Raw genomic sequence first — 14,518 nt, 5'->3', positions numbered from 1 at the left:
TTCCGCATCCTCAGGTCGAACGTCGGCGCCGACTCAATGCGGCGAACAACACGCCGCACAGGGCCCCGAACAGGTGGTATTCGAAGGAGACGCCCTGGCTCGGCAACAGCCCGAGCCACCAGCCGCCGTAGTAGAACAGCACCAGCAGGGCGATCAGCAGGCTGGCCAGGCTGCGCTCGAACCAGGCGCGGGCCAGCAGCAGGCCCCACAGGCCGAACACCCAGCCGCTGGCGCCCAGGTGCATGCCCGGCCGGGCGAACAGCCAGACCAGCAGGCCGCTGCCGGCGATGATGAAGGCGCTGGCGGCGAGAAACTGGCGCAGCGAACCGAGCAGCGCCAGCCAGCCCAGCAACAGCAACCCCGGCAGGTTGTTGAGCAGGTGCCACCAGCCGGCGTGCAGCCAGGGCGCGATGAGGATGCCGGGCAGGCTGTCGACACGGCGCGGCAGCACGCCCCATACGGTGAGGGCATTGCCACTGAGGCTGTTGCCGACCTGCAGCGCCAGCATCAGCGCGGCGATGCCGGCGAGCAGCCGCAGGCGCGGTGCCAGCCAGGCCGTCACTTCTGTTCCGGCCCCGCTTCGGCGGGCGCTTGCGGCGCACCGAGGAACTGGCCCAGCTCACGCAGGCGCTGGGCCATGTCGCCCATGCGATTGTGGGTGCGCAGGTCGATCTCGATCTTCTTGTCCATCGCGTTCATCAGCGGCAGGAAGCTGTTCTGCAGGGTGCCGGCCACGCTCTCCAGCAGGGTCTGCATGCCCGGCTGCGGCGGCGCCACCACTTCCACCTCGACCTGCGGCTGCAGGGTGCCGAGGCGCTCCAGGCCGGCCAGCAGCTCGTTCCAGGGAATGTCCTGCTGCTTCTGCGGCTCGCGCTGCAGATTGCCGCCGAGGGCGCGGATGCCTTCCACCAAGTCGTTGAGCTGGGCCACCACGCGGGCGCCGACGTCGCTGTCGCTGCCGCCCATGGCCTTGTTGCGCAGGAAGTCGCGCTTGATCTGCTCCCAGCGGGCACGCTGCTCTTCGGTCATATTGCCGCGCAGCTCGGCCAGCTTGAGCAGGTTTTCCTCGGCACCGGTGGTGAGCAGTTGCGACTCGCCCTGGTAGTGGTCGGCGATCAGCTGCAGCAGCTCGGCGTCGTTCATCACCGCGCTGATCTTCTCGGTCATCTTGTTCATGTTGCGGTAGCTGCCCTGCAGCTTGAACGGCGGCTCGCTGCGGTACTGGTCGGCCTGGGCGGCGCTGGCGATGTACTGCTGGTTGACCCGCAGCACCACGTCGCGCACCTGCATCAGGCGCTGCAGGGTGCTGACGATCTCGTTGATCTCCGCGCCGCTGTAGCCGTGAGAAAGCTCGTTGGCGGAGAATGGCTCGCCCTCGGCCTTGGCGACGAAACGGTAGACGTCGGCCATGTCGCGGGTGGCCAGCGGCGCCAGCACCGGGTTGGAGGTCAGGCCGTTCTCGATGTAGCTGAGGGAGAAGGCCTCCTGCATGCCGCCCAGGGTGTCGCCGAGGTTATAGATATCGGCGCGGTTGGCCAGCATGTCGGGGATCTTGAAGACCTCGCCGGACTCGGTGTACGGGTTGCCGGACATGATCACGCAGAACTTCTTGCCGCGCATGTCGTAGGTCTTGGTCTGGCCCTTCCACACGCCCTCGATGCGCCGGGTGCCGTCGCACAGCGAGATGAACTTCTGCAGGAATTCCGGGTGGGTGTGCTGGATGTCGTCGACATACAGCATCACGTTGTTGCCCATCTCCAGCGCCAGGTTGAGTTTCTCCAGCTCCTGGCGCGAAGTGGCGTCCGGCGCCTGGGCCGGGTCGATGGAGCGCACTTCGTGGCCGAGGGCCGGACCGTTGATCTTCATGAAGATCAGGCCGAGGCGATGGGCGACGTACTCCATGAGCGTGGTCTTGCCGTAGCCGGGCGGCGAAATGAGCATCAGCAGGCCCATCAGGTCGGTGCGCTTGTTCTCGCCGGCGGTGCCCATCTGCTTGGCCAGGTTGTCGCCGATAAAGCCCAGGTACACGTCGTTGATCAGCTTGTTGCGCACGAAGGAGCTGAGCGGCTTGGCCTTGAACTCGGCCAGGCGCAGCGCCGCGCGCTCGCGACCGATCACCTCCTGGCGCAGGGCCTGGTAGCGCTGCAGGCCGGGCAGGAAGGATTCACGATGGGTGCGCAGGCGGGCGAACAGGTCGTCCACCGCCAGCACCAGCTGGCGTTCCTGGATGCGCGAGTGCTCGCCCATCAGGCCCGTTACGGTGAAGCGCAGGTCCACCTCGGTGACGCGACCGGGGAAGCCTTCGCTCAGCAGCGACAGGGCCACCGCCTCGGCGACATAGCCGGCCAGCGGGGCGAACTCGTCCTGGGCGCAGAGGCCGCGCAGCCAGTTGTCGGCCAGCGCCCATTGCGCCGCCGGGCGGCCGTCGAGATTGGCCAGGGCGCGCTGGTAGTCGTCCCACATGCGCGCGCCCTGCAGGCGTAGCTTGAGGCCTTCCTGCAGCTGCTTGGCGTACTTGCTGAAGACGAACTCGATGCGCTCGGCAGCCAGTTCCTGCACCAGGTATTCGGCAGCCTCGCCCACCACCGTGGCGGCCAAGCCCAGGGGCTGCTCGGCAAGGAAAGCCTGCAGCGCTTCGGCGACCTCGCCCTGCAGTTGTTGCAGGCCCTCGCGGCGGCCGAACAGCTGCTGGATATGACGGCTGGTACGGGCTCGCTCCGGCCACTGAGCAGCGCTGTCGTTATCACGCTGCAGGCTCCAGAACAGGCAGGCCAGTGCGCGCGCCTCGGCGCCGTAACGCAGCAGCCCAGCGCTGTCGCGCAGCGGCAGCAGCTGGGCAAGGATGGCGGCGGCGTCGTGGTCGTGGATGCCCTTCTCGTAGCCTTCCTTGTAACGCGGCGCGGCGAAGTCGCGGATCAACCGAGCCAACTCGTCCGGCTGTGCCAGCAACGACTTCAGGCGTTCCAGGCCGAGGCCTTCACGGCCCTCGTCGGCCGCCGCCAGCACCTCGCCGGCCAGGTATTCGGCGCGGTACAGCTGTTCGGATTCGGATTCCAGCGCCACCTGCCAGAACGGCTTGAGCGCTTCCAGCTCGGCGTTGGCCAGCGGCTCGAGGAAGTCGGTGCCGGTCAGGTGCAGGTACAGCTGGTCGCCGCGCGGTAGCAGGGTCAGATCCAGCTCCTGGGTGTTGACGCTGAAGCGGTGGCGCGGGCCGAGCTTGATGACGTTGCCGCCTTCCTCGAACAGCTCGCTCTTGTCGCGCAGCGCACGCACGGCCTGGTCGCGGGCGCCCTTGAGGCGCGCCTCGATATCGTCGGCCTTGACGCTGTCCTTCAGCTCGCGCAGGCGGCCGGTCATTTCGCGCAGCTTGAGGATCAGCGGGTCGGCGGCGAAGAAGGCATTGAGCTCCTCGGCCTGGGTGAACTTGGCGGTGCGTCGGGCCAGGCTGTCGAGGATGCGTTTGGCCGCATCCAGCACGCTCTGCGCCTTGCGCTGGCGCTCGTCGAGCAGCGCCTGCTTGTGCGCCTCGAAGGTCTCCAGCAGCTCCTCGCGCTTGGCCAGGATGTCGCCGATGAACTGCTCGTGGTCGCCGAACTGGCTCTCCAGCTCCTCCAGCTGCACCAGCAGGCGGGCCAGCTGCTCGTCGCAGCGCTCCGGATCCTGGGCCTGGCCGAGGGCGTTGGTGATGCCCTGGCTGAACAGTTTGAACTGGGCACCGAACTGCGCCACCGTCTCGCTCGAGCCCAGGCCCTTGCGCCGCTGTTCGGCACGGGCCTTGGCCTGGTTGAGGCGGGCGTAGATCTCGGAGATGGATTCGACGATGCGGGTGCGCTGGGTGGCGTCGTCGATCTTCAACGACGCCATCAGGCCGGACAGCATGTCCAGGTCGGCGGCCATGGTCTGCAGCGCCGCGAGCGGCTCGGCCAGCTGCGCCACGGTCGCGGCCTTCTGCGCCTGCTCGTCGAGGCCCTGCAGGCGCACGACGAAGGGCTGCAGCGCGGCATCGCCGGCGAGGAAAGTGGCGGTGGCCGCCGAGACACGCTCCTGGGCGGCCAGCAGCTCGGTCTCCATGGCATCCAGGCGCAGCAGATCGATATAGCGGTATTCGCGGATGGTCAGCAGCAGGCCGCGCTGGGCGGTGATGCCGTTGAGGCCGTCGACGAAGCTCTGCGCCTGGTCCCAGCTGTCCGGCAGCAGGCCGTCGAGCAGCGCCTTGTGGCGGCTCTCGGCATCGGCCATGGCCTGGGCCGACTGCTTGCGGATGCTCTCGACCTTCTCGTACTCGTCCAGCACCAGTTCGGAGGTGGCGGCGATCTCGCGCAGCAGCGGCGCCAGGCCGGCCAGTTGCTCGCCGCTCAACCAGTGGTAGGCGTCGAACAGGCGGCGGGTGTTCTGGCACAGCCGGCTGTAGCGCTGCACAGACACTGCCGGGGTGTCGATCTCGCGGCACAGGTCATAGAGGTCGGAGACGCCGCGCACCAGCTCGGCGTTGCCGATCTTGCCGAGGAAACCGCTACGCGCCGGCTGGCGGGCAGCGAACTCGTCGCTGCAGAACGGCGTCTGCCAGATCTGCATCGGGTGGATGCGGGTCGGCTCCTCGCCTTCGGCGGCGAAGATCACCGTGCGCCCGTCTTCCAGGCGCGCATAGCCGTGGCCGAACAGCGGGTTCTGCAGCTGGCGGTTGATCATGTTGTAGGTCAGCAGCACGGCCCGCCCCTGCTCGGGGTGGTAGAAGATGTACTGCACGTCCTCGCCGTTGGGCGAGCGTACGGCGCGCTTGAAGCGCATACCGGCCATCGACTGTTCGAAGGTCTTGTACTCGCCGTTCTGCAGGTAGTAGCCGCCGGGGAAGATGATGCCGTGGTCTTCCGGCAGCTGCACGCAGGCCTGGCCGATGGCGTCGATGCGCTCCACCTTGCCGGTGAGGCCGTTGTACACCAGGTAGCGCCACTGCTCCTCGCGGTACGGCAGCACCTTGAGCAGCACCAGGCTGCCGAGGCGGGCGAATTCGACCTGGGCGTCGTCCAGCGACTGGGTCTTGTCCAGCACCTCCTCGCGGTAGATGCCCAGACCGTCCTCGGTGTTGTTCTCGACCTTGATGGTGAGGTCGCCACCGATGGTTTCGACGAACAGGGTGTCGAGAATGTTCAGATGCGGATGGCGGCCTTCCACCACCATCTCGCGGGTGGCCTTGCTCCACTCGAAATCGAACGGCGCCGGCAGCGCGATATCGCGCTCGCCGCGGTTGTCGATGTAGCGCACGTCCTTGCCGTCCGCGGAGATCGACCAGCGGAACACGCGGATATCGCTGATCCGCTCGCCGATCTGGAAGCTCGCCAGCAACTTGCCGTCGCGGATGGCCAGCTGCAGCAGGCGAGTGTTCTTGTAGTAGCTGTACAGCTCGTTGAAGTCGTTGACGAAGCCGGGCGTAGCCAGGAAGGTCCCTTCCAGCGGCACCGGCTCGGCCTCGTAGGCATCGCCCTCGCCCACCAGGCGGTAGAGGGAGAAGACGTCGGCGACGCCGGTCTCCTTCTTCAGGCCGAGGAACACGTTGTAGCCGAACAGCAGGCAGTCGCCGACCTGGACGATGTCGCGGGCGATGCAGTTGTTCTCGGTGCGGATGCGCACGCGCCCGACCACTTCCATCTGGCTGCTGCCGAACTCCTCCAGGCGCTGGCCGTTGAGGTTCTCGGTGATCTGCCGCAGGCGTTGCCCCTGGTCCAGCAGGCGCTTGTGCAGCACCTCGTAGGCGCCGCCTTCGGCGACGGCCTTGTCCAGTACGTCCTGGGTTTGGGTTGCGGCTGGTGCGTCCGACATCGTGGCCTTCCTGGATCTGCGCTGTCTGCGGGCAATGGTGCGGGGAGTGAAGCTAACGGGCTGAGCAGAAATCTGTTGAGCGAATCAGGGTGAGAACGAGCGACTGAACTTCAGCCACCCGCTCTTGCCCTTCCTGGCACGGCATGAACCACGCCCGTGATCCGGCGCCGCTCAGGCGCCGATTTTCTTGGCGACCTCGGCCAGCTTGTCGCGCATGGCCTGGTCGATTTCTTCCGGTTTGATCTGGGCGATGATCTTCTTCAGCACACGGATCTCGTTGTCGTCGATGGCGCCATCACGCTCGGCGATGTCCAACAGGGCGCCGAGCTCATGCACGTCCAGGCGGCCATCGTTGGCGAAGCACTGGATCGAGCGGAAAGACATTTCCAGATAATTCCTGGGTTCCAACATTGCAGCTCTCCTCGTTCGATAGGGCTGGGCTCATGCCCATGGCGGCGGAAGCGAGCCGATCTCGCTCCCGCCTGGGTGGTTACTCGATCAGGCCTCGGCGGCGGGCGCCACGACTTCCAGGTCGGGCTTGCGCTCGGCCGGCTTGCCGTTGAGCAGGCGTGCCAGTACGTCCTGCACCACCGGGCTCTTGCCCACCACGCCTTCGATGGCCTTGCCCACCGACAACGACTTAGCGAAGGAGTTGAAGAAGTCGCCCTCGCCGCCGACGATCTCGATCTTCGCCTTGGCCAGCGCGGTGGCGAGCACCTCGGCCTGGTCCTTGGCGATTTCCTTGTTGGCGGCGATGGCGGCCATGGCCTCCTCGAAGCTCTTCTCCAGCTGCATGCGGAACTCTTCGTGCTGACGCGCGCTGTCGCTGAGGGCGTCGAGGGCGCCGAACTTCTTGCCCAGACCTTCCGCTTCCGCGTTCAGGCGTTGCAGCAGCACCTCGGCTTCCGACGTACCCAGGTCCTTGGTCGCCTGGGCCTTGGCCGCACCGAGCTGCTGCTCGCCGCGGGCCTGGGCGCCCAGTTTCTCTTCCAGCACCTTGGCTTCGGCCAGGCCATCCTTCTCCTTGGCTGCGGCCTGGGCTTCCAGTACGCGGGCCTCGGCCAGGCCCTTCTCCTGCTCGCCCTTGGCTTCGGCGATCAGCTGTTCGGCACGCACGCGCGCCTCGGCCAGACCGTCCTTCTCCTTGGCCGCGGCAGTCACTTCCAGCACGCGGGCATCGGCCAGGCCAGGCGCGGCGCGCTCGGCCTCGATACCTTCGGCCATACGCTTCTTGGCCTCGGCCTGCTTGGCCGCAGCTTCCAGCTCGGCCTGGGCCAGGTTGTTGATTTCCACGGCCTTGTGCTTGGAGCGGGTCTCGTCGGCCTCGGCCTGCTTGACCTGGCGCACCAGCTCCTGTTCGGCCTGGGCCTGGGCCTGCAGCACGATGACCTGCTTGGCACGCTCGGCCTCGGACACCTCGCGCACTTCCTTGATGCGCTCTTCTTCCTGGGCCACGGTCTTCTCGACCGCGACGCGCTCGCGAATGACGTTGGCGATGTTCTTGCGCTGCTCTTCCAGGGCCTTCTCGGCCTCGATGCGCTGCAGCTCGACCTCGCGCTCGCGGGCCACCACTTCCAGGTCCTTGGCACGGGTGACTTTCTCCACCTCGATGACCACGGCGCGCTGGCGGTTCTGCTGGGCCACTTCGACTTCGCGCTGATGGTTCTCGGTGCGCACGTCGATTTCCTGCTGCGACTGGATGCGCGCCTGCTCGGCCTTGAGGCGTTCCTCTTCCTTGACCTTGATGGTCTCGGCTTCCTCACGGGCACGGATGGTCTCGACCTCGCGCTTCTGCCGCGCCTCGGCATCGGCCTGCTGGCGCTCCAGAGCCAGGGTCGCCTCGCGGGTCTCGACGTTCTTCTTCTTGATCGCCAGCTCCTCGTTGCGCTCGAGGTCGTTGGTGATGACGTTCTGCGCGGCGGTCAGCTCGGTGATCTTGCGGATACCGGCGGCGTCGAGGATGTTGCTCGGGTCCAGCGAGCTCTTGGCGGTCTGCTCCAGGTAGTCGATGGCGACGTCTTCCAGCACATAGCCGTTGAGGTCGTTGCCGATGGTCTCGACGATGCGGTCGCGGAATTCCTGGCGGTTCTCGAACAGCTGGACGAAGTCGAACTGCTTGCCGACGGTCTTCAGCGCCTCGGAGAACTTGGCGTTGAACAGCTCGTTGACCGCGGCGCGGTCGGAGGCACGGTCCACGCCGATGGCCTTGGCCACCTTGAGCACGTCTTCCTGGGTCTCGTTGACGCGCAGGTAGAAGGCCACGGTGATGTCGGCACGCATGTTGTCCTTGCAGATCAGGCCGTCCTTGCCGCGACGATCCACTTCCAGGGTGATCAGCGAGATCCGCATGAACTCCTTGAGGTAGATCACCGGGTACACCAGGGCACCGGTGAAGTGCACCTTGGGCGTGGAGGACATGTCGTTGACGATCAGCGCCGTGCCCTGGGGGACCTTGATATAGAAGGCCTTGAACAGCACGAAGAAGCCGAAGATCAGCAGGAATACGACACCGACGCCGATCAGGAAGGGCATCACCAATTCGAGGCTCATTGCAATCAATCTCCTTTGATTCTGGGGTGAGTACGAGGGTCAGAAGCCCTTGAACTCGTCCTCGGTAATGACCCGGTAGGCGTGTTCGCCTTCCAGGTACTCGAGCAACACGACACGGTCGCCACGTTTGAAACCACGCGCCTCATCGGCACGCACGCGCAGGATCAGGCCCGCGCCACCGTCTTCCAGTACCGCCTCGCCATGGCTCAGGGTGACTCGGCCACTGCGCACCACGGCGGTCTGCCCCAGCACCGACTTGCTGCTGGTGGCTTCCAGCTTGCGAAACAACGGGCGCAGCGGACGGCACAGGGCGGCCGTTACCGGCACGGCCAGCATCAGCGCAGCGAACACCAGCACCAGCCCCAGCGGGTAGCGCAGGATGCCCAGCGGCAGGTGGCGCAGCAGCAACAGCTCGACGAAGTAGCTGGCGATCCAGGCGAAGAAGAACAGCAGGGTCAGCACCAGCGTCACCGGTACGCCATTGAGGCCCAGCTTGAGCAGCAGGCCGGCGAGCCCCTCGGGCTGCACCGACTCCAGCGTGGAGTCGGCCTCGATATCGAGTACGTCGACTTCGAGGATGCCCAGTGCGGCGACGCACCAGTAGAGCACCGCCAGGCACAGCAGGAAGCTGAAGATGACGGTGGGGAACGCAAAAGTGCTGTGCAGGAAATTTTCCATCGAGTTCCTATCCCTGAATCAGGCGGCGGAGCGAGCTCCGCCGCAACGCACGACGGTCAGGACTTGGCCTTGTCCTTCAGGCGCGCCAGTACGCTATCCGCGCTGGCATTGTCGGCCTTGATGCCGGCAGCACGCAGCTTGGCTTCCAGCGAGTCGTCGACGCTGGCCGCCTCGGCCAGCTCGGCCGTCGCCTCCATCTTCGCCGCGCGCTCGGCCTGCTGTTGCTTGATCCGCTCCAGCGACTCGACGGCCGTATGCAGCTTGGCCTGGGAGCCACCATAACGCTGGGCCACGGCCATCTGCGCCTTCTGCACGCTCTCGGTGGCCTTGACGGTATCCACCTGCTGCTTGAGACGCTTGATGTTGGCCTCGGCCTGGGTCACCGCCTTGCGCAGCTGAGCGACGCTGGCGGCATAGCTCTCGGCCTGCTCGCGCTCGCTGTTCAGCTCGACTTCCAGGTTGGCGATCTTCACCGCCACTTCCTGGGCCAGCGACTCGTTGCCGGCCTCCAGGGCCTTCAACGCGTACTGCTCGTACTCGGCGACCTTGGCCGCGCTCTTCTCGGCGCGATCGGCGGCCAGTTTCTGCTTGGCCATGATCTCGGCCAGCGCCTCCTTGGACTTGCGCAGCTCCAGGTCGGCGTCGCGGATTTCCTGGTCGAGAATACGCAGGGCCTGGCTGTCCACCATGGCCTCACCCACTTCGTTGGCGCCGCCACGCAGGGCGGTCAACAGTTTGCTCCACACGTTCATGGCAATCTCCTTAGGCACCGGCCTTGAGGAAGCCCTCATAGGCTTCGGTGGCCTTGATCACGTTGTCCGCCAGCATCTCGATTTCCTGTACCACGTTGGAGAGCACTGAGGACGCGCTCAGGGCACCGAACATGGTGTAGCAGGCCTGCCCGTCCGGCAGGATTTCCAGGCCGATGGACGACAGCGGGAAGAGCTTGCGGCTGCGCAGCACCTCTTCGTTGAACGCGACCTCATCGCGCACATCGGCCGCCGGCCAGAGCAGCGCCTCGACGATGATCTGCTCGCCGAAAACAGCGACGAACAGCGGCAGGTCGCCGTATTCACCCATGGTCACGTGCAGGCTGGCGTCGGCGCCCTGGATCAGCTCGATGGCCGCCCGCCCGTCCTTGAACAGCTCCGTTGCGGACAGCGCATCGAACAAACCTTGTGCAGTCCAAACCTGAGGCATGGCACCTCCCTCCTTCTCCATAGAGGCCTGCCCCACCTGGGGCTGGCGCAGTTTCCGCTCGAATGCCGCGAGCGCTTGCGCATGCTCGGGCAGTATCCACACCTCTTTCTTGATCAAGCCCTGCTCGCGCAGGCGCTGACGAAAGAGACGCTGGTAATGGGCTGATGATTTGCTTTCCATGGGCGAGAGATTAGGCACTCACATGTAATGAATCAACTACTCACATGTAATATTTTCAAGCGCACGTATGACGGACACACGAGCACGCCGAGAGCAGACCGGAAGGGCCGCCACGGGAAAGGGTTTGCGGGTATGGGTAACGGGAGGGAAAGCCTTCCAGGCCAGAGAGGGAGCGCGCATCCTTTCGCCCGGCGATTTAACCGCAGATACTCCACCGACGAAAGCCCAAGGCGCACCAACCAGGTCGCATCCACACAGGAATCACGATGATCCCCAGCAAACCCCTCGCCGGCCTGAAAGTGGTCGAGCTCGGCACCCTGATCGCCGGCCCCTTCGCCTCGCGCATCTGCGCCGAGTTCGGTGCCGAGGTGATCAAGGTCGAGTCGCCGGATGGCGGCGATCCGCTACGCAAGTGGCGCAAGCTGTACGAAGGCACCTCGCTGTGGTGGTTCGTGCAGGCACGCAACAAGCAGTCGATCACCCTCAATCTCAAGCATGAGGGCGGCCGCGAGGTGCTGAAGAAACTGCTGAGCGAAGCGGACATCCTGATCGAGAACTTCCGCCCCGGCGTGCTGGAGAAGCTCGGCCTGGGTTGGGACGTGCTGCATGGGCTGAATCCGAAGCTGGTGATGGTGCGCCTGTCCGGCTTCGGCCAGAGCGGGCCGATGCAGGACCAGCCAGGCTTCGGCGCGGTCGGCGAGTCCATGGGCGGGCTGCGCTACATCACCGGCTTCGAGGATCGGCCGCCAGTGCGCACCGGCATCAGCATCGGCGACTCCATCGCCGCGCTGTGGGGCGTGATCGGCGCGCTGATGGCGCTGCGGCACCGCGAGGTGAATGGCGGCCAGGGCCAGGTGGTGGACGTGGCGCTGTACGAGGCGATATTCGCCATGATGGAAAGCATGGTGCCGGAGTTCGATGTGTTCGGCTTCATCCGCGAGCGCACCGGCAACATCATGCCCGGCATCACCCCCTCCTCCATTCACACCTGCGGCGATGGCAAACATATCCAGATCGGCGCCAACGGCGATGCGATCTTCCAGCGCTTTATGCGCGCCATCGACCGTAGTGACCTGGCCGACGACCCAACGCTGGCCGACAACGCCGGCCGCGATGCGCGGCGCGACGAACTCTACGGGGTGATCGACCGCTGGGCCGCCAGCCTGCCGCTGAGCGAAGTGGAGGCGGTCCTGGTGCGCGCCGAGGTGCCGGCCAGCCGCATCTACTCCGCCGAGGACATGTTCAAGGACCCGCAGTTCCTCGCCCGCGAGATGTTCCTCTCGGCCAAGCTGCCCGATGGCAAACCATTCAAGATGCCCGGCATCGTGCCCAAGCTGTCGGAAACCCCCGGCGGCGTGGAATGGACCGGTCCGCAGCTGGGCGAGCACAACCAGGCGGTGCTGAGCCGCCTCGGCTACAGCGCCGAGCAGATCGCCGCACTGAAGGATGGCGGCGCGATCTGATGCGCCGCCTCGCCACCGCGCTGCTGGCGAGCCTGGCCGTCGCGCCGAGCGCCGCACTGTTCATCGCCCTGCTCACCGGCAGCCTGCGCCAGCAGCGCCTGACCCTGGAGTGGCCGCAACTGATCGACGGCGGCGACTCGATCGTGCTCGAACTGCTGCTCACCACCGCACCCGGCGCATTGCTCGTGCTGCTGGCGAGCGCCTGGCTGCGCCGCGGGGCGCTGCGCGTCGGCGCCTTCATCGGTGGCGCACTGCTGGCCTGCATGCTGGCCGCCGGCCTGTTCGCCCAGGCCTTCGGCAATACTTGGAGCATCAGCGAAATCCTGGCGGAGCTGGTCGTGGCACAGCTGCACCTGATCGCCCTGGCACTGTTGCCTGGCACCCTGCTGGTCGCCCTGCTCCAGCGCCGCGAGGATTGACCCAGGCGACAGCGGCTTTCAGCGAAGCGCCATTCGGCGGACGGCCGCTTGCCGACAAATACTTTAAAGTCCAACATGGACAAACAAGTATTTACGGAGACACTCGCATGACCCGCGTGATCGACCAGACCGAAGCCGAACGCCTGCTCGCCCGCATCGACGTGCACCAGGCCATGCGCGCCATGTTCGCCAGCCTGGCCGAGGGCCGCGCGGTGCAGCCGGCGCAGCAGCTGGTGGAATTCCCCGGCGGCGGCGACTTCATCAACTACCTCGGCGTGCTGGCCGACGAAGGCGTCTACGGGGTCAAGACCTCGCCCTACATTCCCGGCCCGCAGGGCGCCACCGTCACCGCCTGGACCCTGCTGATGTCGATGCACAGCGGCCAGCCGCTGCTGCTGTGCGACGCCCACAGCCTGACCACCGCACGCACCGCCGCCACCACCGCGGTGGCCGTGGAGGAGCTTGCCCCGCAGCACGCCACGCGCCTGGCGATCATCGGCAGCGGCCCGGTGGCCCGCGCCCACCTGCACTACGTGAAGAACCTGCGCGAATGGCAGAGCATCCGCCTGTACTCCCCGGGCCTGGCTGCCGAGAGCGCGGGCAAACACGCCGAGCTGCGCGCGCTGGACCCGCGCCTGCAGCTGTGTGCCAACCAGGAGGAAGCGTTGGCCGATGCCGACGTGATCCTGCTGTGCACCTCCTCCGCCGGCCCGGTGTTCGACCCGCTGAGCCTCGGCCGCAACGTACTGGTCACCTCGATCAGCACCAATGCACCACGCGCCCACGAGGTGCCGCCGGCCAGCCTGGTCGGCATGGACGTGTACTGCGATTACCGCGCCACCACGCCCGGCTCGGCCGGCGAGATGGTGCTGGCCGCGGAAGGCGGCTGGAACCGCGGCCTGATCCGCGGCGACCTGGCCGAGCTGGTCAGCGCCCGCGCACCCAAACCGGCCTACGACCGCCCAGTGTTCTTCCGCTCGATCGGCCTGGGCCTGGAAGACATGGCCCTGGCCCATGCGCTGCATCGCCTGCTGGAGCAAGGCCAATGAGCACGATCATCCACGCCGACTACCTGATCATCGGTGCCGGTATCGCCGGCGCCAGCACCGGCTACTTCCTCGCCGCGCACGGCAAGACCGTGCTGCTGGAGCGCGAGAGCCAGCCCGGCTACCACTCCACCGGGCGCTCCGCCGCGCTCTACACCCTGGCCTATGGCACACCGCAGGTGCGCGCCCTGACCGCCGCCAGCCGCGCCTTTTTCGACGCACCGCCGGCCGGCTTCAGCGAGCACCCGCTGCTCAGCCCGCGCGGCGAGATGGTAGTGGACTTCAGCGGCGACGCCGAGGAACTGCAGCGCCAGTTCGACAGCGGCAAGGCCAGCGTGGCGGACATGCGCCTGCTCAGCGCCGACGAGGCCTGCGCCCTGGTCCCGGTACTGCGCCGCGACAAGGTGCATGGCGCCATGCTCGACCCCAGCGCCGCCGATATCGACACCGATGCCCTGCATCAGGGCTTCCTGCGTGGCATCCGCCAGCAGGGCGGGGAAATCCACTGCAACCGCGAAGTCAGCAGCATCGGCAAGGTCGAGGACGGCTGGCAGGTACGCTGCGGCCAGCAGCTGTACAGCTGCCGCGTGCTGATCAACGCCGCCGGTGGCTGGTGCGACCAGATCGCACAGCTGGCCGGGGTCGCCCCCATCGGCCTGGTGCCCAAGCGTCGCGCCGCCTTCACCTTCCCGGCGCCTGAGGGCATGGACTGCCACGCCTGGCCCTGCCTGGTGGACCTGCACGAGGCCTTCTACTTCAAGCCGGACGCCGGCCAGCTGCTCGGTTCGCCGGCCAACGCCGATCCGGTGGAACCCCATGACGTGCAACCGGAAGAGCTGGACATCGCCATGGGCCTGTACCAGATCGAAGAGCACACCAGCATGAGCGTGCGCCGCCCGGCGCACACCTGGGCCGGCCTGCGCAGCTTCGTCGCCGATGGGGATCTGGTCGGCGGCTACGACGCCCACGCCGAGGGCTTCTTCTGGGTCGCCGCCCAGGGCGGCTATGGCATCCAGACCAGCGCGGCCATGGGCGAGGCCTGCGCCGCGCTGATCCGCCACCTACCGCTGCCGGCGCGCTTCGCCGAGTTCGGCCTGACCGCGCAGATGCTCTCGCCTTCCCGCCTGGAATGAGTTGCGGCACACTCGCTGCGCCCCGTCATGCG

11 protein-coding genes are annotated in these 14,518 nt (G+C 66.6%); 4 read left to right on the top strand and 7 right to left on the bottom strand.

Annotated elements, in window-relative coordinates:
* Positions 1–10 precede the first annotated feature (10 nt).
* From FFS62_RS18095 to FFS62_RS18065, 7 genes are all read right to left on the bottom strand, one after another.
* Entirely contained in the window at positions 11–508 is a 498-nt protein-coding gene (locus tag FFS62_RS18095; RefSeq protein ID WP_137974488.1) for a rhomboid family intramembrane serine protease, read from the bottom strand.
* A 50-nt stretch (positions 509–558) separates the two neighbouring features.
* On the bottom strand, positions 559–5,817 hold the full coding sequence (locus FFS62_RS18090) for a DNA repair ATPase (RefSeq protein ID WP_137974237.1): 5,259 nt from the start codon (positions 5,815–5,817) through the stop codon (positions 559–561).
* Positions 5,818–5,988: 171 nt separating this feature from the next.
* Entirely contained in the window at positions 5,989–6,228 is a 240-nt protein-coding gene (locus FFS62_RS18085; RefSeq protein WP_137974236.1) for a hypothetical protein, read from the bottom strand.
* Between the two features lie 87 nt (positions 6,229–6,315).
* Entirely contained in the window at positions 6,316–8,367 is a 2,052-nt protein-coding gene (locus tag FFS62_RS18080) for a flotillin family protein (protein ID WP_137974235.1), read from the bottom strand.
* Between the two features lie 39 nt (positions 8,368–8,406).
* The gene (locus tag FFS62_RS18075) at positions 8,407–9,045 is read right to left on the bottom strand and encodes an OB-fold-containig protein (protein WP_137974234.1); all 639 of its coding nucleotides are present in this window, start codon (positions 9,043–9,045) and stop codon (positions 8,407–8,409) included.
* Positions 9,046–9,101: 56 nt separating this feature from the next.
* Positions 9,102–9,797: a PspA/IM30 family protein gene (locus FFS62_RS18070; RefSeq protein WP_137974233.1), complete on the bottom strand. Its 696-nt coding sequence runs from the start codon at positions 9,795–9,797 to the stop codon at positions 9,102–9,104.
* Positions 9,798–9,807: 10 nt separating this feature from the next.
* On the bottom strand, positions 9,808–10,425 hold the full coding sequence (locus FFS62_RS18065) for a YjfI family protein (protein WP_137974232.1): 618 nt from the start codon (positions 10,423–10,425) through the stop codon (positions 9,808–9,810).
* Between the two features lie 266 nt (positions 10,426–10,691).
* Here FFS62_RS18065 and FFS62_RS18060 point away from each other — a divergent pair, with 266 nt between their 5' ends.
* From FFS62_RS18060 to FFS62_RS18045, 4 genes are all read left to right on the top strand, one after another.
* Positions 10,692–11,888 carry a CaiB/BaiF CoA-transferase family protein gene (locus FFS62_RS18060; RefSeq protein WP_137974231.1) on the top strand — a complete coding sequence of 399 codons (1,197 nt, stop codon included), beginning with the start codon at positions 10,692–10,694 and terminating at the stop codon, positions 11,886–11,888.
* Positions 11,888–12,307 (top strand): hypothetical protein, encoded by a 420-nt coding sequence (locus FFS62_RS18055; protein WP_137974230.1) that lies wholly within the window; start codon positions 11,888–11,890, stop codon positions 12,305–12,307. The genes FFS62_RS18060 and FFS62_RS18055 overlap by 1 nt, the downstream gene beginning before the upstream one ends.
* Positions 12,308–12,414: 107 nt before the next feature.
* Positions 12,415–13,356: an ornithine cyclodeaminase family protein gene (locus FFS62_RS18050; RefSeq protein ID WP_137974229.1), complete on the top strand. Its 942-nt coding sequence runs from the start codon at positions 12,415–12,417 to the stop codon at positions 13,354–13,356.
* Between the two features lie 5 nt (positions 13,357–13,361).
* Entirely contained in the window at positions 13,362–14,486 is a 1,125-nt protein-coding gene (locus FFS62_RS18045; RefSeq protein ID WP_137974487.1) for an FAD-binding oxidoreductase, read from the top strand.
* Positions 14,487–14,518 lie beyond the last annotated feature (32 nt).

The organism is Pseudomonas sp. F(2018), from assembly GCF_005508865.1.
Lineage (GTDB): Bacteria > Pseudomonadota > Gammaproteobacteria > Pseudomonadales > Pseudomonadaceae > Aquipseudomonas.
This window is presented reverse-complemented; position numbering and strand designations above follow the sequence as displayed.